The sequence below is a fragment of the Streptomyces sp. NPDC088147 genome (assembly GCF_044741565.1).
GTDB lineage: Bacteria > Actinomycetota > Actinomycetes > Streptomycetales > Streptomycetaceae > Streptomyces.
The window spans coordinates 377529-401608 of record NZ_JBIUSY010000008.1 but is presented as its reverse complement, the minus strand read 5'-3'; the positions used below and the strand labels follow the sequence as shown (position 1 = coordinate 401608).

At 70.7% G+C, this 24080-nt stretch carries 20 protein-coding genes; 13 read left to right on the top strand and 7 right to left on the bottom strand.

Annotated features, from left to right (window positions below):
• Positions 1–24: 24 nt before the first annotated feature.
• From ACIOGX_RS28020 to rhaI, 4 genes are all read right to left on the bottom strand, one after another.
• A complete protein-coding gene (locus ACIOGX_RS28020) occupies positions 25–1047 on the bottom strand; it encodes a LacI family DNA-binding transcriptional regulator (protein WP_356516264.1) in 1023 nt (340 codons plus the stop codon).
• Positions 1048–1190: 143 nt separating this feature from the next.
• On the bottom strand, positions 1191–2693 hold the full coding sequence (locus ACIOGX_RS28015) for a rhamnulokinase family protein (protein WP_401917310.1): 1503 nt from the start codon (positions 2691–2693) through the stop codon (positions 1191–1193).
• 137 nt (positions 2694–2830) lie between these two features.
• Positions 2831–4882 (bottom strand): bifunctional aldolase/short-chain dehydrogenase, encoded by a 2052-nt coding sequence (locus ACIOGX_RS28010; protein WP_401917307.1) that lies wholly within the window; start codon positions 4880–4882, stop codon positions 2831–2833.
• Positions 4883–4936: 54 nt separating this feature from the next.
• Entirely contained in the window at positions 4937–6106 is a 1170-nt protein-coding gene (gene rhaI / locus ACIOGX_RS28005) for an L-rhamnose isomerase (protein ID WP_356516268.1), read from the bottom strand.
• A 273-nt stretch (positions 6107–6379) separates the two neighbouring features.
• On the opposite strand from rhaI, the gene ACIOGX_RS28000 reads away from it, so the two are divergent.
• The 11 genes from ACIOGX_RS28000 to ACIOGX_RS27950 all read left to right on the top strand — a co-directional run bounded on the left by ACIOGX_RS28000 (position 6380) and on the right by ACIOGX_RS27950 (position 18572).
• Positions 6380–7903: a sugar ABC transporter ATP-binding protein gene (locus tag ACIOGX_RS28000; RefSeq protein WP_356516270.1), complete on the top strand. Its 1524-nt coding sequence runs from the start codon at positions 6380–6382 to the stop codon at positions 7901–7903.
• A complete protein-coding gene (locus tag ACIOGX_RS27995; protein ID WP_401917304.1) occupies positions 7900–8949 on the top strand; it encodes an ABC transporter permease in 1050 nt (349 codons plus the stop codon). Before ACIOGX_RS28000 ends, ACIOGX_RS27995 begins: the two co-directional genes overlap by 4 nt.
• The gene (locus tag ACIOGX_RS27990; protein ID WP_401917301.1) at positions 8933–10003 is read left to right on the top strand and encodes an ABC transporter permease; all 1071 of its coding nucleotides are present in this window, start codon (positions 8933–8935) and stop codon (positions 10001–10003) included. Before ACIOGX_RS27995 ends, ACIOGX_RS27990 begins: the two co-directional genes overlap by 17 nt.
• A gap of 84 nt (positions 10004–10087) precedes the next feature.
• Positions 10088–11173, top strand: a complete 1086-nt coding sequence (rhaS, locus tag ACIOGX_RS27985) for a rhamnose ABC transporter substrate-binding protein (RefSeq protein ID WP_401917298.1) — start codon at positions 10088–10090, stop codon at positions 11171–11173.
• A gap of 13 nt (positions 11174–11186) precedes the next feature.
• Complete coding sequence (locus ACIOGX_RS27980) at positions 11187–11507, top strand: L-rhamnose mutarotase (RefSeq protein ID WP_383971731.1); 321 nt, start codon at positions 11187–11189, stop codon at positions 11505–11507.
• A gap of 96 nt (positions 11508–11603) precedes the next feature.
• Positions 11604–13064 carry a BNR repeat-containing protein gene (locus ACIOGX_RS27975; protein ID WP_401917295.1) on the top strand — a complete coding sequence of 487 codons (1461 nt, stop codon included), beginning with the start codon at positions 11604–11606 and terminating at the stop codon, positions 13062–13064.
• A gap of 34 nt (positions 13065–13098) precedes the next feature.
• Positions 13099–14523, top strand: a complete 1425-nt coding sequence (locus tag ACIOGX_RS27970; protein ID WP_383971726.1) for an arabinose isomerase — start codon at positions 13099–13101, stop codon at positions 14521–14523.
• Entirely contained in the window at positions 14523–15548 is a 1026-nt protein-coding gene (locus tag ACIOGX_RS27965; RefSeq protein WP_401917292.1) for a LacI family DNA-binding transcriptional regulator, read from the top strand. The genes ACIOGX_RS27970 and ACIOGX_RS27965 overlap by 1 nt, the downstream gene beginning before the upstream one ends.
• Positions 15549–15758: 210 nt before the next feature.
• The gene (locus tag ACIOGX_RS27960) at positions 15759–16823 is read left to right on the top strand and encodes a glycoside hydrolase family 19 protein (protein WP_401917289.1); all 1065 of its coding nucleotides are present in this window, start codon (positions 15759–15761) and stop codon (positions 16821–16823) included.
• A 220-nt stretch (positions 16824–17043) separates the two neighbouring features.
• Positions 17044–17658, top strand: coding sequence for a tyrosinase family oxidase copper chaperone (locus ACIOGX_RS27955; protein ID WP_401768664.1), 615 nt, complete (start codon positions 17044–17046; stop codon positions 17656–17658).
• Between the two features lie 50 nt (positions 17659–17708).
• A complete protein-coding gene (locus tag ACIOGX_RS27950; RefSeq protein WP_356516290.1) occupies positions 17709–18572 on the top strand; it encodes a tyrosinase family protein in 864 nt (287 codons plus the stop codon).
• 98 nt (positions 18573–18670) lie between these two features.
• Here the strand turns inward: ACIOGX_RS27950 and ACIOGX_RS27945 are convergent, their stop codons facing one another.
• Both ACIOGX_RS27945 and ACIOGX_RS27940 read right to left on the bottom strand, forming a co-directional pair.
• Positions 18671–18946 carry a chaplin gene (locus ACIOGX_RS27945; protein ID WP_356516292.1) on the bottom strand — a complete coding sequence of 92 codons (276 nt, stop codon included), beginning with the start codon at positions 18944–18946 and terminating at the stop codon, positions 18671–18673.
• A gap of 129 nt (positions 18947–19075) precedes the next feature.
• Positions 19076–19570: a DUF2000 domain-containing protein gene (locus ACIOGX_RS27940; RefSeq protein ID WP_401917284.1), complete on the bottom strand. Its 495-nt coding sequence runs from the start codon at positions 19568–19570 to the stop codon at positions 19076–19078.
• A gap of 94 nt (positions 19571–19664) precedes the next feature.
• Between ACIOGX_RS27940 and ACIOGX_RS27935 the strand changes: the two genes are divergently transcribed.
• A complete protein-coding gene (locus ACIOGX_RS27935; protein WP_356516296.1) occupies positions 19665–20159 on the top strand; it encodes an Lrp/AsnC family transcriptional regulator in 495 nt (164 codons plus the stop codon).
• A 9-nt stretch (positions 20160–20168) separates the two neighbouring features.
• Here the strand turns inward: ACIOGX_RS27935 and ACIOGX_RS27930 are convergent, their stop codons facing one another.
• Positions 20169–21956, bottom strand: coding sequence for an ABC transporter ATP-binding protein (locus tag ACIOGX_RS27930; RefSeq protein ID WP_401917281.1), 1788 nt, complete (start codon positions 21954–21956; stop codon positions 20169–20171).
• Between the two features lie 179 nt (positions 21957–22135).
• Between ACIOGX_RS27930 and ACIOGX_RS27925 the strand changes: the two genes are divergently transcribed.
• Positions 22136–23812: a SpoIIE family protein phosphatase gene (locus ACIOGX_RS27925; RefSeq protein WP_356516300.1), complete on the top strand. Its 1677-nt coding sequence runs from the start codon at positions 22136–22138 to the stop codon at positions 23810–23812.
• Positions 23813–24080: the final 268 nt, after the last annotated feature.

Below are 24080 nucleotides of genomic sequence, written 5' to 3'. Positions count from 1 at the left end.
CACCCGCCGACGGCCGTCACGCGCTCAGCGTCCCAGGCGGCGCGTCGAACTGCGCACCACCAGTTCGGGCTGGAGGACGACCGAACGATGCGTGTGACGCTCCGCGTCCGGGCCCGTCTCGTCCATCAGCATCTCCGCCGCCGCCCGTCCCATAGCGGCGGCCGGCTGTCGTACGGACGTGAGCGGTACGACGGCCGCCGCCGCGAACTCGATGTCGTCATAGCCGACGATCGACACATCGCCGGGCACCTCCACCCCGGCCCCGTACATCGCCTGCAACACGCCCAGCGCGAGCAGGTCATTGGCGCAGAACACGGCGGTGGGGCGGTCGGCGAGACCCAGCAGCCGCGCCCCCGCGTCGATACCGGACGCCACATCGAGCCGCGCCGACTCGACCTGCCGCAGGGCCTCTTCGGGCAGGCCCGCCTCGCGCAGGGCGGCCAGCGCGCCGGTACGGCGGTCCCGGCACTGGGGGAGCGACATCGGGCCGCTGATGTACGTGACGGACCGGTGCCCGGCCGCCAGCAGATGCCGGACGGCGAGTGCGCCGCCGGCCACATCGTCCACCGATACGGAGCATCCCTCGGCGGCGGGCACCGCCCGGTCGACATGGACGAACGGAATGCCCCGGCGCGCGAAGTCCCGTACGTTGCCGCCGGTCGTGTCGGCCGGGGTGAGCAGTACCCCGCGCACCCGCTGCTCGGCGAAGAGCGCCAGATACTCCGCCTCCTCGGCCGTGCTGCCCGCGCTGTTGCAGAGCATCACCCCGAGCCCCGCCTCCCGCGCCGCGCGCTCCGCGCCCTTGGCGACGGCGACGAAGAACGGGTTCGCCATGTCGAGCACCAGGATGGCGAGGATCCGGCTGGTACCGACCCTGAGCTGCCGCGCCGTCTCGCTTCGTACGAAACCGAGCTGGTCTATCACCGCCCGCACCCGCACGCGGGTGTGCTCCGACACCTTCTCGGGCCGGTTGAGCACATTCGAGACGGTGCCGACCGAGACCCCCGCCAGCCGGGCCACGTCCTTGATACCGACCGTTTGCGCCACGCGTCCTGCCCGTTCTGTCACATCGCGTTGGTTCCCCTGACCGAGTGGACCATCCTAACGGGGGACGGGGCCCCGCCGGATATATCACCCAGAGGCATGTCACCACAGGTATGTCCCCTCGGGAGGGTCCACCAGGTGACATATCAGCGCCGCGCGCCCTCCCCGGCGAGCAGCGCGGCGGCCCGGTCCCAGCCCGCCCGGTCCCCGGTGGGCTCGTACCGGCGCGGCTCCAGCGTGGCGCGGAGCAGGGCGCGCAGTTCGGCGAGACCGCCCCGGACAACGCCCGCGGCCCGCGCCTGGACGAGCACGTTGCCGAGCGCGGCGGCCTCGGCGGGACCCGCGACGACGGGCAGCCCGCAGGCGTCCGCGGTGAGCCGGCACAGCAGTTCGTTGTGGGCGCCGCCGCCGACGACATGCACGGTGTCCACGGCGCGGCCCGACAGCCGCTGGGCGTCCTCGATCGCCCCGCGGTGCGCGAGCGCCAGGGAGTCGAGGACACAGCGGGTGATCTCGGCCGGGGTCCGCGGCGCCGGGACTCCGACATGGCGGCAGGCATCCCGGATACGGTCCGGCATACCGCCGGGCGCGAGGAACGCCGGATCGTCGGCGTCCACGAACGACCGCAGCCCCGGCACCTCCTCGGCCTCCCGCAGCAGCCGGTCGAGCCGCTGCGGCGCGCCCTCGGCCTCCCAGGTCCGCAGACACTCCTGGAGCAGCCACAGGCCCATGATGTTGCGCAGATAGCGGACCGTGCCGTCGACGCCCAGCTCATTGGTGAAGTTGGCGCGCCTGCTCTCCTCGGTGACCACCGGGGCGTCCAGCTCCAGGCCCGCCAGAGACCAGGTGCCGGTGGCGACATAGGCGAACCGGTCCCCGGAGGCGGGCACCGCGGCGACCGCCGAGGCCGTGTCGTGGGAGCCGACGGCCGTCACCGGCACCGGGCCGGTCAGCCCGGTCTCGGCGAGCACCTCGGGGAGCAGCCGACCCGCCGGATCGCCCGGACCGCGCAGCGGCGCGAAGAGCGTCAGATCGATACCCAGCGTGTCGGCGACGGACCGCGACCATTCCCGGGTCCGGGGGTCGATGAGCTGGGTGGTGGAGGCGTTGGTGAGCTCGGTCCCCTCCTCGCCGGTGAGCCAGTACGCGATCAGGTCGGGGATCAGCAGCAGCCGGCGCGCGGCGCCGAGCGCCGGACTGCCGTGCGCGGCGGTGAGCTGGTACAGCGTGTTGAACGGCAGGTGCTGGAGGCCCGTGGCCTCGTACAGCGCGGACGGTGACAGCACCGCGCCGGCCTTCGCCGCCTCGCCCTCGGTGCGGGTGTCCCGGTAGTGCACCGGATTGCCGAGCAGCGCGCCGGAGGCGTCCAGCAGCCCGTAGTCGACGGCCCAGGTGTCGATACCGACGCTCGCGGGCGCGCGCCCCGCCGCCGCGCCGGCCGCCCGCAGCCCGTCCAGCACGCCTCCGTACAGCGACAGGATGTCCCAGTGCAGCGTGCCCACGGTCCGAACCGGCCGGTTGGGGAAGCGGTGGACCTCCTCCAGACGCAGTGTCCCGGCGCCCCGGCCGCAGACATGTCCGACCATGACACGGCCGCTGGACGCGCCGAGGTCGACGGCGGCGAAGGGGAGCGGTTCGGTGGGCGGCACGGTGACCTCGTCGGAACTCGTCGAACAGCGGGAGCGGGGGAGAGGAACAGCGGGAGCGGTGGGGTGCGGGTACGGCGGCGCGGCGGGCCGGGCCGAGGCGCGTGGCCCGGACCGGCCCGGCTCGCACCGCCGTGACGTCAGCGCAGGAACGCCGCCGCGACCCCCGCGTCCACCGGGACATGCAGCCCCGTCGTATGGCTCAGCTCACCGCCCGTGAGGGCGAACACCGCGTTGGCCACATGCTCGGGCAGCACCTCCCGCTTGAGGATCGTGCGCTGCGCGTAGAACTCGCCGAGCTTCTCCTCCGCCACGCCGTACACCGCGGCGCGCTGCGCGCCCCAGCCGCCCGCGAAGATCCCGGAGCCGCGCACCACCCCGTCGGGGTTGACGCCGTTGACGCGGATGCCGAGACCGCCCAACTCGGCCGCGAGCAGCCGCACCTGATGGGCCTGGTCGGCCTTGGTCGCGGAGTAGGCGATGTTGTTCGGGCCCGCGAACACCGCGTTCTTGGAGGCGATATAGACGAGGTCACCGCCGAAGCCCTGGTCCGTCATCACCCGGGCCGCCTCGCGCGACACCAGGAACGAGCCGCGCGCCATGATGGAGTGCTGGAGGTCCCAGTCCCGGGCCGTGGTCTCCAGCAGCGGCCTGGAGATCGAGATACCGGCGTTGTTGACGACGAGATCCACTCCGCCGAAGGCGAGCGCCGCCGCGTCGAACGCCGCCTTGATCTGCTCCTCGTCGGTCACATCGACGTTCACCGCGACGGCCTTGTCCGCGCCGCCCAGTTCGTCGGCGACCGCCGCCGCGCTCTCGGTGTCGAGATCGGCGACCACCACACACGCGCCCTCGGCGACCAGCCGGTGCGCGATGGCCCGGCCGATCCCGGAGCCCGCGCCCGTCACCAGCGCCACCCGGGAGGCCAGCGCCTTCGGGGCCGGCATCCGGCGCAGTTTGGCCTCCTCCAGCTCCCAGTACTCGATCCGGAACTTCTCGGACTCCTCGATCGGCGCGTACGAGGAGACGGCCTCGGCGCCGCGCATCACATTGACGGCGTTGAGGTAGAACTCCCCGGCGACCCGGGCGGTCTGCTTGTCCTTGCCGAACGAGAACATGCCCACGCCCGGCACCAGCACGATCGCCGGGTCCGCGCCGCGCATCGGCGGCGAGTCGGGCGACGCGTGCCGCTCGTAGTACGCCCGGTACTCCTCGCGGTACGCGGTGTGCAGCTCCGCGAGCCGCTCGCGCACCCGCTCCAGCGGCGCGTCGGCCGGCAGATCGAGGACCAGCGGGCGGACCTTGGTGCGCAGGAAGTGGTCCGGGCAGGAGGTGCCCAGGGCCGCCAGCCGCGGATGCTCCGCGCGGGAGAGGAAGTCGAGGACGGGTTCCGTGGCCGTGTAGTGGCCGACCTGGGGCCGGTCGGTGGAGGCGAGACCGCGGATCAGCGGGGCGAGCGCCGCGGCCCTGGCCCGCCGCTCGGCCTCCGGCAGCGGCTCGTACCCCTCCTGTACGGGGCCGAACGGCTCGGGCGTGCCCCGCTCGGCGAGAAACGTCTCGGCGGTACGGATGATGTGCAGGGAGTTGCGTTCGCACTCCTCGGAGGTGGCGCCCCAGGCGGTGATGCCATGGCCGCCCAGCACACAGCCGATCGCCCGCGGATGGGCCTCCTTGACCGCGGCGATGTCCAGGCCCAGCTGGAAGCCGGGGCGGCGCCAGGGCACCCAGACCACGGTGTCGCCGAAACACTCGGCCGTCAGCTTCTCGCCGTCGGCCGCGCAGGCCAGGGCGATCCCCGAGTCGGGGTGGAGATGGTCCACATGCGGCGCGTCGACCAGCCCGTGCATCGCGGTGTCGATGGACGGGGCGGCCCCGCCCTTGCCGTGCAGGCAGTAGTCGAACGCGGCGACCATCTCGTCCTCGCGCGCCACACCCGGGTAGACCGCGGTCAGCGCGCGCAGCCGGTCGACGCGCAGCGCGGCCAGTCCACCGGCGGTGAGCGTGCCCAGGTCGCCACCGGACCCCTTGACCCACATCAGTTCGACCTCGTCACCGGTCACCGGGTCGGTGGCGGATCCCTTGGCCGAGGTGTTGCCGCCCGCGTAGTTGGTGTTGCGCGGATCGGCGCCGAGACGGTGCGAACGGTCGAGCAACTGAGCTGCCACAGGATGGATATGGGGCTGGTCGGTCATCATGTCCCTCTGTGAGGTGCGGTCTTCGCAAGGGCGGGGGTACGGGGTGAGCGCTCAGGCTCCCCAGCCGGCCTGGGTGCCGCCGATCCGCTCGGCGACGATCTTCTCGCCGTAGCCGGAGGCGTGGTAGGCGGCGACCGGGTCGGCGTCCGCGCCCAGTTCGGCACGGACCTCGGCGACCAGCGGGCGCACATCGGTGTTGAAGGCGTCCATCAGCGCCGCGTTCGCCGCCAGTACGTCGCCGGAGCGCTGCGCCGCGTCCAGCGCGTCCGCGTCCACCAGCAGCGCCTTGGCCGTGGCCTCCTGGACGTTCATCACCGACCGGATGATCGCGGGGATCTTCTCCTCGATGTTGTGGCACTGGTCGAGCATGAACGCGGTCCGCGCGGTGAACCCGCCGCCCTTGATCACCTCGTACATGATCCGGAACAGCTGGAACGGGTCCGCGGCCCCGGCCATCAGATCGTCGTCCGCGTAGAAGCGGGAGTTGAAGTCGAAGCCGCCGAGCTTTCCCTCGCGCAGCAGCAGCGCGACGATGAACTCGATGTTGGTGCCCGGCGCGTGGTGTCCGGTGTCGACCACGACCTGCGCCTTCTCGCCCAGCTTGAGGCAGTGCGCGTACGCCGTGCCCCAGTCCGGGACGTCCGTGGCGTAGAAGGCGGGCTCGAACAGCTTGTACTCCAGCAGCATCCGCTGCCCCTCGCCGAGCCGCTCGTACACCGCGGCGAGGGCTTCGGCCAGCCGGCCCTGGCGCGCGGAGATGTCGTCCTGGCCCGGGTAGTTGGTGCCGTCGGAGAACCACAGCTTCAGATCGCCGGAGCCGGTGGCGTCCATGACGTCCACGCACTCCAGCAGATGCCCCAGCGCCTTGCGCCGGACCGCGGCGTCCGGATGGGTCACGGACCCCAGCTTGTAGTCGTCGTCCTGGAACACATTGGAGTTGATCGCCCCGATGCGCAGGCCCAGTTCGCGCGCCTCGGCTGCGAGCGCGCCGTAGTCGTCCACGCGGTCCCAGGGGATGTGCAGGGCGACCGTGGGGGCCACGCCCGTGTGCGCGTGTACCCGGGCGGCGTCCGCCAGTTTCTCCTGTGGAGTCCGCGGCACTCCCGGCTGGGTGAACACCTTGAAACGGGTGCCCGAGTTCCCGAACGCCCACGACGGCGTCTCGACAGCCTGTGACTTCAGCGCGTTCTTCACAGCGGACACGGCGGATCGACCCGTCATCTCTCAGCGCTCCCGTGGTGCGGACTCGGCGGGCGAGTCGGTGCAGCGATTCCTTATGAATCGTTTCATCGCGGTGAAGCTATGGGAGTCCCTGGTGCGTGTCAACCCTTTCCGCGCGGCCTCGGCCGACGCGAGCGCGCCCCTCGGATTCAACGGAAAATGTCGCGCACAGCCCATTGACGCCGTCGGTAGTGGCCGTTTAGCTTCCGTGCAACCTCATTGAAACCTTTCACGGCGGGTCGTGCCCCGAGTGCCCACCGCTGAGGAGCCCTCATGAACCAGCCCGCCACGGGCCCCGCCCCGGTCCTGGCCCTCAAGGATGTGAGCAAGTCCTTCGGCGCCGTACGGGCCCTGCGGGACGTCTCCCTGCGACTGTTCCCCGGCGAGGCACACGCCCTCGCGGGGGAGAACGGCGCGGGCAAGTCGACCCTCATCAAGACCCTCGCCGGGGTGCACAGGCCCGACGCCGGCGAGGTGGTGCTCGACGGCGAGGCCGTCGTCTTCCACGGCCCGGCCGACGCCAGGGACGCCGGTATCGCCGTCATCTACCAGGAGCCGACACTCTTCCCCGATCTGTCGATCGCCGAGAACATCTTCATGGGCCGTCAGCCGCGGCGCGCGCTCGGCCGTATCGACCGCAGGGCCGTACGGGACACCACCGCGGCCCTGATGAAACGCCTCGGGGTCGAGCTCGACCCCGACCGGCCCGCCCGCGGACTCTCCATCGCCGACCAGCAGATCGTCGAGATCGCCAAGGCGCTCTCCTTCGACGCGCGCGTCCTCATCATGGACGAGCCCACCGCCGCCCTGACGGGCAGTGAGACCGCCCGGCTGTTCTCCGTCGTACGGACCCTGCGGGCCGAGGGCGCCGCGATCCTGTTCATCTCCCACCGGCTGGAGGAGATCTTCGCGCTCTGCCAGCGGGTCACGACCTTGCGCGACGGACGCCGGATCTCCTCCGAGCCGCTGGCCGGGCTGACCGAGGACGACCTCGTGCGCTCCATGGTCGGCAGGGATCTGGGCGAGCTGTACCCCAAACAGGCCGCGGACGTCGGGGAGATCGCCCTGTCGGTGCGCCGGCTGACCCGGGAGGGGGTGTTCCGCGACATCTCCTTCGAGGTGCGCAGGGGAGAGATCGTCGCCCTGGCCGGACTCGTCGGCGCGGGCCGCAGCGAGGTGGCCCAGGCCGTCTTCGGCGTCGACCGCGCGGACGCGGGCGAGGTGGTGGTCGACGGACGTACGCTTCCCGCCGGTTCGCCCACCGCCGCGATGGACGCCGGACTCGCGCTCGTCCCCGAGGACCGCAGACAGCGCGGACTGGTGATGGACATGTCCATCGAACGGAACATCGCCCTCACCGGACTCGGCCGGCTCGGCAGGGGCGGCATGGTGCGCCGGGTCCTGGAACGCGGCCGGGCCGCGGACTGGGCCGTACGTCTCCAGCTCAAGTACAACCGCCTGGCCGACCCCGTCGGCGTACTCTCCGGCGGCAATCAGCAGAAGGTCGTCCTCGCCAAATGGCTGGCGACGGAACCGGCCGTACTCATCGTCGACGAACCCACCCGCGGGATCGACGTCGGCACCAAGGCGGAGGTGCACCGGCTCCTCTCCTCCCTGGCCGCGGAAGGGCTCGCCGTCCTCATGATCTCCTCCGACCTGCCCGAGGTACTCGGCATGGCCGACCGGGTGCTGGTGATGCACGAGGGCCGGCTCACCGCCGAGATCCCGCGCGCCGAAGCCACCGAGGAAGCCGTGATGGCGGCGGCCACCGGCCGCAACGAGAGGGCGGCGGCATGACCACCCTGATGGACGAACCCACCACGAGCACCAAGGACGACGGCTCGGCGCGCTCGCTCGTCGACGCCGTGTTCCGGGCCCGCGAGATCAGCATCGCGGGAGCGCTGGCGCTGCTCGTCCTCGGCACCTGGATCGCCAACCCGCGCTTCCTCGACGACCAGGGCGTCAAGGACCTCCTCCTCAACGCCTCCATTCTGGTCCTGCTCACCGTCGGCCAGTCCGTGGTCGTCGTCACCCGCAATATCGACCTCTCGGTCGGCTCGGTCGTCGGGCTCTCCGCCTTCGCCTGCGGCACGTTCGTGGCCGGCACCGATCACGGCGTGCTCACCGTCATGCTGCTGGGCATCGCCCTCGGCGTGGCCTGCGGACTGGTCAGCGGCGCCCTGGTCAGCTTCGGCAGGGTACCGGCGCTCGTGGTCACCCTCGGCATGCTCTACATCATCCAGGGCCTCGACTACTGGTGGGCGCAGGGCGAGCAGATCAGCGCCAACGACGTCCCCGACCCGATACTCGGCCTGGGCAGCGGCAGCGTCCTCGGCATCCCCTATCTGCCGCTGATCGCCCTGGCCCTGCTCGCCGTCACCGCGTACTACCTGCGCGGCTACCGGTCGGGACGCGAGCTGTACGCGATCGGCTCCAACCCCGAGGCCGCCCGGCTGGCCGGCGTACCGATCCGCCGCCGGATCCTCGGCGCGTACGCCTTCTCCGGTGCCGTGGCCGGATTCGCCGGGGCCCTGTGGCTCGCGCGCTTCGGCACCGTCGTCGCCGACAACGCGCACGGCTGGGAACTGACCGTCGTCAGCGCGGTGGTCGTCGGCGGCGTCGCCATCACCGGCGGCACCGGCACGGTCTGGGGAGCCGCGCTCGGTGCGCTGCTGCTCACCACCATCGGCAGCGCGCTGGTCGTCCTGAAGGTCGACTCGTTCTGGCAGGGCGCCATCACCGGCGCACTGCTCCTCGCGGCCATCACCGTCGACCGGATCGTGTCCCTGCGCATGACCGCCGCACTGAGGAAGAGGAGCGCCCGACATGGGAATGGCGCCTGACACACGGACAGCGCCGCGGCCCCCGGCCAAGGCGTCCGCGCCCCGCACCACGACGGCGGGCGAGTTCGTCAAGTCCGTCGGACTGCGCTGGGACACGGCGGTCGGCGCCCTGCTGGTGGCGGTCTTCGTCGTCGGCCTCGGCACCACCGACGGCTTCGCGTCCGGCGAGAACCTCGCCTTCGCCTTCAACGACATCGCGGAAGTCGCCCTGATCGCACTGCCCATGACCCTGCTGGTGGTGGCGGGACAGGTCGATCTGTCCGTCGCCTCGATGCTGGGTCTCGGCAGTGCGCTGACCGGCGCCCTGTGGAACGCGGGCTGGGCGTTCGAGCTGATCGTGCCCGTCGTCCTGCTGGTCGGGGTCGCCGGCGGGCTCCTCAACGGCTGGCTGGTCACCCGCGTCGGCCTGCCCTCGCTCGCCGTCACCATCGGGACGCTCGCCCTCTACCGGGGTCTCGCCTCGGTCGCGCTGGGCAGCGACGCCGTGACCGACTTCCCCCAGGCATACGCCGATTGGGCCGTGGACACCACCACGATCCCCGGCACCTTCCTCACCTATCCCCTCGCCCTGTTCATCACGCTGGCCGTGGCCACCGCCGTACTGCTGCACTCCACCGCCTTCGGACGGTCGCTGTTCGCGATCGGCGCGCAGGAGGAGGCGGCCTACTTCGCCGGGATCAGGGTCAAGCGCTTCAAGCTGATCCTCTTCGTGGTCACCGGGGTGTTCTCGGCCTTCGCCGGGATCGTCTTCACCCTCCGCTACGGCAGCGCCCGCGCCGACAACGGTCTCGGTTTCGAGATGCTCGTCATCGCCTCCGTCCTGCTCGGCGGCGTCGACTTCGACGGCGGCAAGGGCACGCTCTTCGGCGCGGTCGCCGGGGTGCTGCTCATCGGAGTCCTCAAGAACCTGCTGACGCTGAACGATGTGCCGAACGAGGTCCAGGTGATCGTGACCGGACTGCTGCTCGTCGCCTCCGTCCTCACCCCGCGGGTCATCGCCACCGTGATCGAACGACGGCACCGGCGCGCGGCGGGCGCCGCCCCCGAGTCCTGAGCCGCCGCACCCCGCCACGTCCCGTATCCCTCGCCCCCCGCACCTCCCCGAGCCCGCCGTACTCCCGAAAGGCACGTGCCCGCCATGATCATCCGTACCGCCGTCCGACGTCGCGCGGCAGCCACCGCCGCCACCGCCTGCGCCCTCGCCGTCGCGCTGACCGCCTGCTCCGGCACCACCAAGAACAGCGCCGAGAAGAACACCACACAGACGGGCACCGCGGCGGAGGCCGACCCGAACGCGCCCCTGAAGAAGGGCCTCAAGCTCGCGTTCCTGCCCAAGCAGATCAACAACCCGTACGAGAAGATCGTCGACGAGGCGGGCATCGCCGCCGCGAAGGAATACGGCGCCACCGGCAAGGAGGTCGGCCCCTCCGACGCCAGTGCCTCCTCCCAGGTCTCGTACATCAACACCCTCATCCAGCAGCGCCAGGACGCCATCCTGATCGCGGCCAACGACCCCAACGCGGTGTGCGGCCCGCTCAAGCAGGCCATGAAGAAGAACATCAAGGTCGTCGCGTACGACTCGGACACCGCCAAGGACTGCCGCCAGCTCTTCATCAACCAGGCCAGCTCCGAGGAGATAGGCCGGAGCCTCGTCCAGCACCTGGGCGAACAGATCGGCTTCACGGGCAAGATCGCGATCCTCTCGGCCACCCAGAACGCCACGAACCAGAACACCTGGATCGAGTTCATGAAGGACGAGCTGAAGCTGCCCAAGTACAAGAACATGACGCTCGTGAAGGTCGCGTACGGCGACGACGCGGACCAGAAGTCCTTCCAGCAGACGCAGGGCCTGCTCCAGGCGTACCCCGACCTCAAGGGCATCATCTCGCCCACCACCGTCGGTATCGCCGCCGCGGCCCGCTACCTCGGCGACTCCTCGTACAAGGGCAAGGTCGTGCTCAACGGTCTGGGCACCCCGAACCAGATGCGCAAGTACGTCAAGGACGGCACCGTCGAGCAGTTCTCGCTCTGGAACCCCGAAGAGCTCGGCTATCTGGGCTCGTACGCCGCCGCGGCCCTGGCCTCCGGCCAGATCACCGGCGCCGAGGGCGAGAAGTTCAAGGCGGGCAAGCTCGGTGAGTACACCATCGGCAAGGACGGCGAGATCATCCTCGGCGAGCCGACCGTCTTCGACAAGCGGAACATCGACACGTTCGACTTCTGAGCGGGCGGCTTCCATGCGACGCGTCTGTTTTCTGCTGAAGGTCCGGCAGGACCGCACAGCCGAGTACCGCGAGCGGCACGCCGCCGTCTGGCCCGGCATGCTCCGGGCTCTGACCGAGTGCGGCTGGCGGAACTACTCGCTCTTCCTGCGTGACGACGGGCTGCTCGTCGGCTACTTGGAGACCGAGGACTTCGAGGCGGCCCAGGCCGCCATGGCCGCCACCGAGGTCAACGCCCGCTGGCAGCGCGACATGGCGCCCTTCTTCGAAGCCCTCGACGGGGCCGGGCCGGACGAGGCGATGCGCCCGCTGAGCGAAGTGTTCCATCTCGACTGAGCCGCCCGAACCGCCGGATCACGTGCACCGCCGGACCGCCGGAATCGCCGGAACCGCCCTCACGATCCAGAGATCTGGAGACCTGGAGATACGGACATGAGACGCCTCACCGCCGTGGTTCCGGCCATGGCACTGCTCACCACCGCACTCCTCGCCGTCACGCCCCCGTCCGGCGCGGCGGCCCAGCGGACCACGACGGGCACGGCTCGCGCGGACGCCCCCGGCCCCGCGCTCACGAGGCTCGCCGACACCCAACTCGACGGCCGGGCCCTCTACTTCGTCTCGTACGACGGCCTGGTCAACAACAACTCCTTCCAGAAGAACGGCCTGCTCACCTATCAGGGGCACCAGTACGCCGCCTGGTACACGGCCGACCGCACCGCCGTCGTCGCCCGCCGTGCCCTCGGCGCGTCCACCTGGCAGACCGCGCGGCTGCCGCATCAGCTCACCGTCGACGACTCCCACAACGTCATCTCCATGGGCCTCTCGCGGGCCGACGGTCGGCTGCACCTCACCATGGACTCGCACAGCAGCGGCTTCTTCTATGTGAAATCGGCCGCCGGACTGCTGGACGATCCCACCGGACGCGCCTGGAACAGCGGCCAGTTCGGCGCCGTACAGACCACGCTCGACGGTCTCGCCCTCACCCCGCGGTTCACCTATCCGCAGTTCGTCGCCACTCCCGGGGGACGGCTCCAGCTCAGCTACCGCGCCGGTGTCTCGGGCAACGGCCGCAACGCGCTGGCCGAGTACGACGGTTCCCGCTGGACCGCCCTCGGCGAATGGTCCGCCTCGACGGGTACGTACACCAGCGAGCACGGATCGAGCACCGCCCGCAACATGTATCTGCACGGCATCGACTACGGCGCCGACGGCCGGCTGCACGCCTTCTACACCTGGCGCGAACAGAACAGCGCCGTCATGTGCGCCGCCGGCGGGCTCACCAACCACGACACCGGCTATGTGTACAGCGCCGACCGCGGCCGGACCTGGCGCAACGCGGCGGGAACGCTGGTCGGCACCACCGGCGGCCCCGATCCCGTCGCGGTCGGAGACCCCGGTACGGTCGTCGACCCGCTCAACCCCGACCACTCCCTGATGAACCAGGAGAGCCAGGCCACGGACTCCGCCGGGCTGCCGCACGCGATCATCAGCTACGTCCCCGGCCGTTTCGGCCAGTGCACCACCGGCTACGTCGCCGACCGGACGGCCAACGGCCGCGCCTTCCACCTCCTCAAGGACTCCACGGGCGCCTGGAGGAAGACCGAGATACCGGTGCCGCTCAACTCCAGCCAGCGCACCAGGCTCGTCCTCGACCGCCATGACAACGCCTACGCCGTGATGCCGTACGGACGGGTCGTCGCCGCCTCCAGGTCCTCGGGGTACACCGACTGGAGGACCCTGTTCGACGGCGCGGGGCTGAACGCCTTCGGCGAGGTCGTCGTGGACGACACCCGTGTCGCCCAGGACGGCGTTCTCTCGTTCATGTATCAGCGGAAGTCGGCCGGCACCACGCCCTCGCCCCTCCGGGTCATCGACTTCCGGCTCCCGTCGTGAGGCACCACCCGTCCAGAGGCACGAAGGAATCGCCATGAACGCACGCACTCCCGCCGTCGCCCGCACACCCAGGATCGGCCTGGTCGCCGGGGGACTCGGCGCCTACTGGCCGCAGTTCCCCGATCTGCTCCCGCAACTCCAGCGCTCCGCGGACCGCGTCACCGTACGAATGCGGGAGTTCGACGCCGAGGTCATCGACGTCGGCTTCATCTCCGACGCCCAGGAGGGCGCCGAGGCCGCCGAGAAACTGCGCGCCGCCGACTGCGATCTGATCGTCGGCTTCCTCACCACCTATATGACGGCCACGATGCTCGTGCCCATCGCACAGCGCAGCGGCGCGCCCGTCCTGCTCATCAACCTTCAGCCCGGCCCCGCCATGGACCATGCCGCGTTCGACACCGGACAGTGGCTGGCGTACTGCGGTGCCTGCCCGCTGCCGGAGATGGCCAACGCCTTCGAACGCGTCGGCGTGCCGTTCCGCTCGGTCTCCGGCCATCTGGAGGACGAGCGCGCCTGGCAGCGCATCGGCCGCTGGATCCGCGCCGCCGGGGTCCGCTCGGTGCTGCGCAACGGCCGGCACGGTCTGATGGGCCATCTCTACCCCGGGATGTACGACGTCTCCACGGACCTCACCATGGTCCCGGGCCGGCTCGGCGGCCATGTGGAGGTCATCGAATTCGATGATCTGCGGGTACGGGTGGAGCAGGTCAAGGACGACGACCTCACCGCGAAACTGGCCGAGACCCGCGAGGTGTTCGCACTCGCCGACTCCGTGGTCGAGGAGGACCTCCGCTGGGCGGCCCGCGTCGCCGTCGGCCTCGACCGGCTGGTCGAGGACTTCGACCTGGACTCGCTCGCGTACTACCACCGCGGACTGGACGCCGAGGTCCATGAACGGCTCGGCGCGGGCATGATCCTCGGCTCCTCGCTGCTCACCGCACGCGGCATCCCGGCCTGTGGCGAGTACGAACTGCGCACCTCCCTGGCCATGCTGATCGCGGACCGGCTCGGCGCCGGCGGCTCGTTCACCGAACTCCAGGCGCTGGACTTCACGGCCGGAGTGGTCGAGATGGGCCACGACGGACCCGGGCATCTCGCCATCAGCGCCCGCAAGCCCCTGCTGCGCGGGCTCGGCGTCTACCACGGCAAGCGCGGCTGGGGGGTCTCCGTCGAGTTCGACGTACGGCACGGACCCGTCACGCTGGTCGGGCTCGGCCAGACCCGCGACGGCCGCTACCGGCTGGTCGCCGCCGAGGGCGAGGTCGTCCCCGGCCCGCATCTGGAGATCGGCAACACCACCTCGCGCGTCGACTTCGGCTGCGACCCGGGGGAGTGGACCGATGCCTGGAGCGCCAGCGGGGTCGGCCATCACTGGGCACTGGCCACCGGCGCACTGCTGCCGGAACTGCGCGCGCTGTCCGGGCTGACCGGCCTGGAGCTCGTGGAGGTCTCCGTCTGATGCGTCGTCCGGTGGGTATCAAGGACGTGGCCGGCGCGGCCGGTGTCTCGGTGGGCACCGTCTCGAATGTGATCAACCGCCCCGAGTCCGTGACCGAGGAGACCCGCCGGCGTGTCCTGTCCACCATCGAGCGGCTCGGCTACGTGCGCAGTGAGTCCGCGCGCCAGCTGCGCGCGGGCCGCAGCCGCATTCTGGCCATGCTCGTGCTCGACATGGCCAATCCTTTCTTCGTCGCGGTCGCCTCGGGCGCGGAGCGCTCCGCCCGTGCCGCCGGGCTCGGCGTGATGCTGTGCAACAGCGCGGAGAGCCCGGCGGAGGAGGCCACCTATCTCCATCTCTTCTCCGAGCAGCAGGTACGGGGCGTGCTGGTCACCCCGGCCGATATGAGCGGACGCACTCTCGACGCGTTCCGGCGTCACGGCATCCCGTTCGTCCTCGTCGACCGCATCGTGCCCAGCGCGGACGGCTGTTCGGTCTCCGTCGACGATGTGGCCGGCGGCGCCCTGGCCGTACGTCATCTGCTGCGGCGCGGCTGCCGGGAGATCGCGTACGTCAGCGGCCCGATGCATCTGGCGCAGTGCCGGAACCGCCGCGAGGGCGCGCTGCTGGCCCTCGCGGAGGCGGGGCTGCCGCCCGAGGCGCTCCGCCATGTCGAGGCCGCGCGGCTCGATGTCGCCGCGGGGCGGGACGCCGGGGCACGGCTGCTCGGTATGGAGTCCCGGCCGGGCGCGGTGTTCTGCGCCAACGACCTGCTCGCACTGGGTGTGCTACAGACGCTGTACCACGCCGGGATACGGGTGCCCGAGGACATCGCCCTCGTCGGCTACGACGACATAGAGTTCGCGTCGGCCGCGGCCGTGCCGCTGACGTCGGTACGCCAGCCGGCCTTCCGGCTGGGCGGGGCCGCGGCGGATCTGCTCATCGAGGAGACCGGCGACGATGCCGCACACCACGAGCACCGGCGCATCGTGCTCCAGCCCGAACTCGTGGTGCGGGCCTCCACGCTCGCCCGGCCGCACCCCTGAACGGCCGGAAACGGACGGTCCGTTGAACGGCCCCAATGGGAACGCCGGTTGAACGTCTGGGGACGAACCGCCGTGAACGAACGGGAACGGACGGCCCGTCGGCCACTGACTTGGTCTAGACCTTGACAGGGCCCGCACAATTCCGCTTTGGTTCCTTCACCCCCCATGGCGAGCGCCGGCAGCGGCCGCTCGCGCGAAGGAGTGAGTCGTTTGAGACAGCGAGTTCTTGCCCTGCTCACGGCGATGGTTTCGGCCCTCGCCCTCGCGGTGTTCCTGCCCGCGTCATCCGCCTCCGCCGCCGCGGCCTGCGGCCCCGGCTGGAGCGCCTCCGCCGTCTACACCGGCGGCGGCGTCGCCTCGTACAACGGTCACAACTGGTCGGCGAAGTGGTGGACCCAGGGGGAGGCCCCCGGTACCTCCGACGTCTGGGCCGACCAGGGCAGTTGTGAAGGCTCCAGCCCCGGTGGCGGTTCCGGTGGCAGCTGTGACCACCCGGCCTGGGTCGCGGGCCGCGCGTATGTCGCCGGCGACATCGTCAAGTACACCGACGGCAGGTTCTACCGGGCCGAGCACGACAACCCGGGCTACGACCCGGTCATCAGCACCTGGTACTGGGAGCCGTACACCTGCGACGGCACCACCCCGCCGCCCCAGGGCGGATTCGTGGTCAGCGAGAGCCAGTTCAACCAGATGTTCCCGAGCCGGAACTCGTTCTACTCCTACAGCGGTCTGACCGCCGCCCTCAGCGCCTACCCCGGTTTCGCGAACACCGGCAGTGACACGATCAAGCGCCAGGAGGCCGCCGCGTTCCTGGCCAATGTCAGCCACGAGACCGGTGGGCTCGTCCATATCGTCGAGCAGAACACCGCCAACTACCCGCACTACTGCGACACTTCGCAGTCCTACGGCTGCCCCGCGGGCCAGGCGGCGTACTACGGTCGCGGCCCGATCCAGCTGAGCTGGAACTTCAACTACAAGGCGGCCGGGGACGCGCTGGGCATCGATCTGCTCAACAACCCCTGGCTCGTGCAGAACGACGCGGCCGTGGCCTGGAAGACCGCTCTCTGGTACTGGAACACCCAGACCGGTCCCGGCACGATGACCCCGCACAACGCGATGGTCAACAGCCGCGGCTTCGGTGAGACCATCCGCAGCATCAACGGCAGCATCGAGTGCAACGGGGGCAACCCCGGACAGGTGCAGAGCCGTATCAACAACTACCAGCGCTTCGTGCAGATCCTCGGGACCACTCCCGGATCCAATCTGAGCTGCTGAGCGGCGTCCGGTCAGAGGCCGGTCCGACGGGTCCACTTCCGTCGGACCGGCTTTCGCGTGTGTGCGCGGCTCGCCCGGTCACGGCAAGGCCGGCCCGCCCGCCGGAGAACTGATCGGCCGCCGTGTCGTTGTGCCGGTCGGGGTCACGGCCCGTCTCCGCGCTCGCCGCGCGGCCGGGCCGCCGCCCCGACCGAGCAGTGCGCGACGAGCGGAGGCCTACATGCCGGCGGGAATCCACGCGGAGCCGGACCGTACGAGGACGCTTCCCGAGGCCGAGGACGCCACGCGGACCAACGGGACGGTGTCCGGCGGGAATACGGTGTCCGGCGGGAACGCCGTCGGCGTACCGGGCGCCGCCGCGACAGAGCCGTCCGGACGCGGCAGGCCGCGGCGCGAGCTGCTGCGCGCGGTCTTCACGCTGGGCGTGGTCGCGGGCACCGCGGCGGTACTGGCGCCCGTCCTCAGGGCGGGCCGCGGGGCCGTCGGCGCGGCGGCCGGAAGCCCGGCAGGGAGCACGGAGACCGAGGCCGGCGGGGTCCTCGACGAGATGTACCGCGGACGGCGTATCCAGATCGGCCGTTCCGGCACCGCGTATCCCGGCTCCCTGGCCGCGGTCCCGGCCGGCTCGGACGTCTCCGCGCTGTCTCCCCCCTCCCTGCCCGACATCCGGATCGACGGCCGGCCGCTCCGGCTGATGCGGCGGGCCGACGGCGGTTATCTGAGCATGGTCAACCACTACGAGTCGTTCCCGACGCCGCTCGCGGCGGCCCGTGCGGCGGTCAGGGATCTCAGGGGCGCGCAACTGGCCCTCGACGGGCCGGTCCACCACATCTGACCCGTCCGGACCACCGTCTCATCGCATCCGACGGCTGGAGGGCCTCACCGGTGTACATCAGAAGGAACCAGCGGAATCTCACCAGCGCCGAGAAGAAGAGCTTCGTCAGCGCCGTCCTGGAGCTCAAACGCCGTGGTGAGTACGACGAGTTCGTCCGGCTGCACGTCCAGTACTACGTCTCCGACGCGGAGGGCGGACTGCGCGCCGGGCACATGGCCCCGTCGTTCTTCCCCTGGCACCGGCGCTTCCTGCTGGAGTTCGAGCGCGCACTCCAGCGGGTGGACCCGAAGGTGACCGTTCCGTACTGGGACTGGACCACCGACAACTCACCCGCCGCCACGCTCTGGTCCGAGGACTTCCTCGGCGGGACCGGCCGGCCCCGCGACCAGCAGGTCGTCACCGGTCCGTTCGCCTACAAGGAGGGCAACTGGACGATCAGGGGCGGGGTGACGGAGGGGAAGTTCCTCACCCGCGATCTCGGCCGCCCCTCCGAGCCGGTCGCGCTGCCCACCAGGAGCGAACTGGACTGGGCGATGAACGAGAAGGTGTACGACGTGGCCCCGTGGGACTCGACATCGGCCGCCGGCTTCCGGAACCGACTGGAGGGCTGGATCTCAGGAGGCGACGCGCCCTGGTGCAACCACAACCGCGTCCACCGCTGGATCGGCGGCCATATGCTCGGCGGCTCCTCCCCCGACGACCCCGTCTTCTGGCTGCACCACGCCTTCGTCGATCTGCTCTGGGACCGCTGGCAGCGCAAACACCCGAAGGCGACCTATCTGCCGAAGACGAGGCTGGGCGCCGGAGACCCGCAGCGCGGCCGGGCGATCAGTCTGGTGGAACCGATGCCGCCCTGGAACGTGAGGCCGTCCCAACTCCTCGACCACCGGGACCTGTACCGCTACGAGGAGTGACTCCCCGGCGGACACGGACGGCCCCCCGCGTGGACCACGCGGGGGGCCGTCCTTCACCGGATGCGCGCGACCCCCGGGCCGCGCGTCCTCATCGGTGATCAGCCGCCGTAGCCGCCGTGCTTGTGGTGCTCGCCCGACAGGTTGGCGCACTGGTTGCCGAACGCCGGGTTGAGCACACCGATCACGTCGATGGTGTTGCCACAGAGGTTGATCGGGACGTGCAGGGGCACCTGGATGACATTGCCCGACACGACACCGGGCGAGCCGATGGCGGCGGCCCCGGCGTCGGCGTCGGCAGCGGCCATACCGGCGCCACCGGCCAGCACGGCGCCCGTGCCGACGAGAACAGCTGTTGCCTTCGCGATACGCGACATCAAGAATCTCCTTGAACCGTTTGGAGCACAGCCGCACGATGTGCGGCCTCACGCCCGTTCAACGCCCCGGCTCACACTCGGTAACGGATATCGGGCGATCCGATCGCGATCACCGTCATCATCACCTGGTCAGCGGAGCAGACTCAGCCCGCCGACGAGCCGGTCGATCCTGTTGCGCGGGCCCACCAGGCTGACGGCGCAGTACCCCAGATCGTCCTGGCCCGTCCCCGCGAGCACGCCGAGATACTCGTCGTACACCCGTGAGGTCTGGGCCGGTTCGGGCATGTCCACGATCAGCACCTCGTCCTTCGTGGCCGCCTTCGCGCGCAGCGCGCGCAGGGTCCCGCCGTCGGCGGCGAGGACCGTACAGCCGGCCCAGGGCAGCCCGGGATGGGTGACCCCGGAGGCGTCCGCGCCGTCGGGCCCGAGAAGACCGGGCAGCGCCTTTCCCACGGCGGCGGCCATACACGCGGCGGCGTTCGTGATCCGGCCCGCCGGGAGGCTCTCGTCCACGACGATCACCCACTTCAGCCTTGCCTGCCGGGTGGAGCGGTCGGTGGTGATGTCCTCGTCGGCCAGCCGGAGGACGGACGACTGCGGAAGAGACGGGCGGGGGAGGGACATGGAACTCCTTCATCTGCGGATACCCCGCTACGCTAGGCAGAAGTTCCCGCGCTGTCCCGAGCCGCCGCATGTCGTACGGCAACCGAGGTGTTCCATGAAATTTGATGCGATCGATCTAGCTCTGCTGCGGGAGCTGCAGAACGATGCACGGCAGACCAACCGGGAGCTGGCGGCCAAGACCGGGGTCTCACCCTCCACCTCGCTGGAGCGGGTGAGGCTGCTGCGCCGGAGCGGCGTCATCACCGGCTATCACGCGGCCGTCGATCTCGACGCGGTGGGCCGGCCCGTACAGGCCCTGATCTCGGTCCGTATCCGGCCGCCGGCCCGCCCGGTGATCGAGGGGTTCCGTGAATGGGCGGCACGGCTGCCGGAGGTGATCGGCCTGTTCGTCACCTCCGGCGCCCATGACTTCCTGCTGCATATCGCCGTTCCCGACGTCAACGGCGTCTACGCCTTCGTCATCGACCGTCTCACGGAACGCCGCGAAGTCGCCGATGTGCAGACGACGATGGCGTACGAACATGTCAGAGCGGACCGGATCGACCCCGTCGCCGACGAGCGGCCCGTACGGGCGCGCCACGAACGCTGAGCGGCGCCCTCAGCCCGAACGCCTCGGCTGGAGCGTGGTCGCGTACGCCCCGCCCCGTGCCAGCAGCTCGTGATGGCTGCCCGCCTCGACGATGCGGCCCCGCTCCATCACGATGATGCGGTCCGCGTTCCGGATGGTGGACAGCCGGTGCGCCACGACGAACACCGTCCTGCCCCGGACGAGATGGGACAGCGCGTCCTGGATCAGTCCCTCCGACGTGTTGTCGAGGGCGGAGGTCGCCTCGTCGAGCACCAGGATGCGGGGATCCCTGATCAGCGCCCTGGCGATCGCCAGCCGTTGCTTCTGCCCGCCCGACAGCCGGGCGCCGCGCTGCCCCACCACCGTGTCGAGGCCCTCCGGCAGCCGTTCGACGAACTCCATCGCGTTCGCGGCGAGCAGCGCCCGGCGCAGCGCGTCCTCGTCGGCGCCGCCCTCCAGCCCGTAGGTGACGTTCTCCCGGATGGTTCCCTCGAAGAGGATCGACTCCTGCGGCACGACGGACAGGAAACGGCGGTACGTGCGCAGATCCAGGGAGGCCATATCGGCGCCGTCGAGCAGTATCCGGCCCTCGGTGGGGCGGATGAAGCCGATCAGCAGGTTCAGGATCGTGGACTTGCCCGCCCCGGACGCCCCGACCAGGGCTATGGTCTCGCCGGGCCGCACGGACAGGTCGAACCCGCGCACCGAGTGCTCCGTCGCCTCCGGGTAGCGGAAACCCATCCCCTGGAAGTCGATACGTCCGCCGATGTGCTCGACGGACGCCTTGCCCTCGTTGCTCTCCAGATCGGGTGCCTGAAGGACCTCACCGATCGAACGCACCGACTCCAGACCCTTGGAGATGATCGGGGTCAGATTCATCAGCGTCGTCAGCGAGGCGGTCAGCGCCGTGAAGAAGGCGCTGATCATCACGACATCGCCGGCCGAGAGCCCCAGCCAGCCGTAGTACGCGACGATCGCCGAGCCCGAGAGACAGCCGACCGCCATCGTGTTGAGCAGGATCCAGGAGAGCGACCCGAAGCGGCCGTTGAGCAGATCGAGCCGGAACCCGGCGGAGAGCACCCGCTCCAGGGTGTGGTCGACGCGGTGCAGCGCGGTCCGCTCCAGACCGTGGGCACGGGTGATCGGGATCAGTGTGGTCATCTCGCCGACACGTGAGGAGAGCTGCTCGATCTCCAGCCGGAATTCCTCGTTGTTGCTGCGGATCCGGGAGCGCAGCCGGCGGACCAGCAGCGCCGCGAGCGGTACGACGACCAGGAACACCGGCAGCACGACGGGGGCGCGGTAGCCGATCACCGCCAGTCCGCCGGCCAGCGTCATGATGGCGCCGAGACCCATGTCGGCGCTCTGCTGGGTCATCTGCTCCACGCCCTCGACGTCCCGTACGACCTTGGTCTGGAGGACGCCCGCGCTGACCCGGGCGTGGTAGCCGATGGACAGGTACTGCATCCGGCGGCAGAGCGCCGAGCGCAGCTCGCGGCCCATCCGGCGGATGCTGGAACTCATCAGACGCGCGTACAGCAGCGCCAGCGGAAAATTCAGCACGAGGACGAACACCAGAACCCCGGTGTTGTACCAGAGTTCGGCGACCGGACCGTGATCGACCACCACGTCGATGATGTTGGCCGTGATCAGGGGGAGCAGCCAGACCGGAATGTGCTTGACGGCGAACACCACGACCGCGAGGGACAGCCGGTGGCGGTCGGGCCGGAAGAGATAGGCGAGGGTGCGGAGCGGATGCTCCCCGGAGTAGTGGTGGTCCAGTGGACTGGGACGCGGGGCGGAGTCGGGTTTCTGCATGGGGAGCGGAGTCCTCTTTCGGCAGTGGTGGCGCACGCTCGGTTGCAGGCAACCAGTTTCCTCCGGCACGTCTCCGTGGGGAAACGCTTTCCGGGCGCTCCACGGGCTCCCGCCGCACGGGGCGCGGACCGGCAGTGGCTCGGGGAGTGGGAAGGGCCGATCGGTGAGATGGTGGCTCCATGGCTGATCCGGGCGCCCCTCCGGCTGCCGTGTCGCTGCCGGACGACTGGCCAGCCCATCCGGACCTGAGCCTCGCGCTCAACCAGGTGGGAAGCTTCGACTGGGATCTCGCCGGCGGGCTGCTGCATCTGAACGCGCCCGCCCTCCAGGTCCTGGGCCTTCGCCCGGAGGAGTACGACGGCAGTCCGCGCAGCCTCGTCCGGCGGATGCCGCTGTTCGAGGCCGCGCGGCTGAAGAGCCTGCTGGCACGGGCACTCAAGGAGGGCACGGCGGAGGTGGCGGCGTACTTCCGGATCGTCCGCCGCGACGGATCACGGCAGTGGACCCGTGCCCAGGGGCATATCGCCTACGACGGTGCGGGACGGCCCCGGCGGATCATCGGCCTCGTACGGAGCGCGGAACACGAACTGGCCGAGGTGGCCGCCCGAAGCGATCTGGACGAGGCGCGGCGCAGACTGACCGGGGTGGTGGAGCGCACCACCGTCCTGCTGGCGCGCGCCGAGACCGTCGAGGACGTCCTCGACGTCCTGCGGGACGAGGAGGCGCTCGGCCATCTCAAGGCCGTGAGCGTCATGCTGGGCGTGGTGGAGGGCGGACGGATCCGGACGATCGCCGAGGGCCGGTCGGGGTCGTACGTACCGGAGCTCCAGTACACCCGGATCGACGCGCCGTTCCCGATGAGCGAGGTGGTACGCACCCAGCGGCCCCGCTTCATCACCTCGCGCGAGGACTTCCGGGCCTCCTATCCGCTTCTCTGGCCGCATGTCGAGCCGCTGTCGGTGGGCTCCGGCGCCTATCTGCCGCTGATCGCCCAGGGCCGGATGATCGGCGCCATGGGGCTGCTCTACCCCCGGCACGGCGGCTTCAGCGCCGAGGAGCGCAATCTGCTGGTCGCGCTCTCCAGCGGTATCGCGCAGAGTCTCCAGCGGGCCATCCTCTACGAGCAGGAGCACGACCTCTCCGAGGATCTCCAGCGCGCGATGCTGCCCCGGCACGTCCCCGGCGTCCCCGGCGCGCGGACCGCCTTCCGCTACCGCTCCGCGCGGATCGGCCGGAGCGTCGGCGGTGACTGGTACGACGTGCTTCCGCTGCCCGGCGACCGGGTGGGGCTGACGATCGGGGACGTCCAGGGCCATGACACGGACGCCGCCGTGGTCATGGGCCAGCTGCGCATGACGCTCTGGGCGTACGCGGCCGAGGGGCATCCGCCCGACACCGCGATGGCCCGCGCCTCCGCCCTGCTCCGCGAACTGGGCACCGAACGCTTCGCGACCTGCACCTACGCGGAGGTCAACCTGTCGACCGGAGGGCTGCGGATCGTACGGGCGGGCCATCTCAACCCGCTGGTCCGGCGCGCCGACGGCAGCTGTCACTGGATCGAGGCGTCCGGCGGACTCCCCCTCGGACTCTCCGCGGAGTTCGCGGAGCTCGGCGGGATCAGCTACCCGGTGACCACAGCGGTGCTCGGGCCCGGGGAGACGCTGCTGCTCTGCACCGACGGGCTGGTGGAGCAGCCGGGCATCGACCTCGGCGAGAGCCTGGAGGGGCTCAGGGAGACCGTACGGAACGGCCCGGCCGACCTGGAGGCGCTGGCGGACCTGCTGTTCGCGGCGGTGGGGGAGCGGAGCGGCGGGGACGACATGGCCCTGCTGCTCCTGCGGCGTGACGGCGGCTGACGCCGGGACGGCCGCGCGCGCCTCGGCCGGGCGGGCGGGTGAGACGGACCGAGCCGGGCATCCGGGCCCGGGGCGGCCGGTCCGTGAGCCGGGGCGGCTTCTGAGGCCACGAAAGTTCTGACGGCGGGACAGCTTCCCGCGCCATGGCGGCGTCTGGTCCCGGCCGGACGTACCGCTCCGTTCCCCCCTGTCACCGCGTGTTCTCCACGACGTCTCCGCGAACCCCTGGTTCATTGGTGTGTGCACGGCAATGCTGGCGGCCGACATC

Excerpts from the sequence above, each read along its gene's own strand:
- ACIOGX_RS27980 (WP_383971731.1), top strand. The coding sequence starts at position 11,187 with ATGCGACGCGTCTGTTTTCTGCTGAAGGTCCGGCAGGACCGCACAGCC.
- ACIOGX_RS27995 (WP_401917304.1), top strand. The coding sequence starts at position 7,900 with ATGACCACCCTGATGGACGAACCCACCACGAGCACCAAGGACGACGGC.
- ACIOGX_RS27990 (WP_401917301.1), top strand. The coding sequence starts at position 8,933 with ATGGGAATGGCGCCTGACACACGGACAGCGCCGCGGCCCCCGGCCAAG.
- ACIOGX_RS27965 (WP_401917292.1), top strand. The coding sequence starts at position 14,523 with ATGCGTCGTCCGGTGGGTATCAAGGACGTGGCCGGCGCGGCCGGTGTC.
- ACIOGX_RS27930 (WP_401917281.1), bottom strand. The coding sequence starts at position 21,956 with ATGCAGAAACCCGACTCCGCCCCGCGTCCCAGTCCACTGGACCACCAC.
- ACIOGX_RS27945 (WP_356516292.1), bottom strand. The coding sequence starts at position 18,946 with ATGTCGCGTATCGCGAAGGCAACAGCTGTTCTCGTCGGCACGGGCGCC.
- ACIOGX_RS27970 (WP_383971726.1), top strand. The coding sequence starts at position 13,099 with ATGAACGCACGCACTCCCGCCGTCGCCCGCACACCCAGGATCGGCCTG.
- ACIOGX_RS27940 (WP_401917284.1), bottom strand. The coding sequence starts at position 19,570 with ATGTCCCTCCCCCGCCCGTCTCTTCCGCAGTCGTCCGTCCTCCGGCTG.
- ACIOGX_RS27925 (WP_356516300.1), top strand. The coding sequence starts at position 22,136 with ATGGCTGATCCGGGCGCCCCTCCGGCTGCCGTGTCGCTGCCGGACGAC.
- ACIOGX_RS28010 (WP_401917307.1), bottom strand. The coding sequence starts at position 4,882 with ATGACCGACCAGCCCCATATCCATCCTGTGGCAGCTCAGTTGCTCGAC.
- ACIOGX_RS27975 (WP_401917295.1), top strand. The coding sequence starts at position 11,604 with ATGAGACGCCTCACCGCCGTGGTTCCGGCCATGGCACTGCTCACCACC.
- rhaS (WP_401917298.1), top strand. The coding sequence starts at position 10,088 with ATGATCATCCGTACCGCCGTCCGACGTCGCGCGGCAGCCACCGCCGCC.
- rhaI (WP_356516268.1), bottom strand. The coding sequence starts at position 6,106 with ATGACGGGTCGATCCGCCGTGTCCGCTGTGAAGAACGCGCTGAAGTCA.
- ACIOGX_RS28000 (WP_356516270.1), top strand. The coding sequence starts at position 6,380 with ATGAACCAGCCCGCCACGGGCCCCGCCCCGGTCCTGGCCCTCAAGGAT.
- ACIOGX_RS27955 (WP_401768664.1), top strand. The coding sequence starts at position 17,044 with ATGCCGGCGGGAATCCACGCGGAGCCGGACCGTACGAGGACGCTTCCC.
- ACIOGX_RS27935 (WP_356516296.1), top strand. The coding sequence starts at position 19,665 with ATGAAATTTGATGCGATCGATCTAGCTCTGCTGCGGGAGCTGCAGAAC.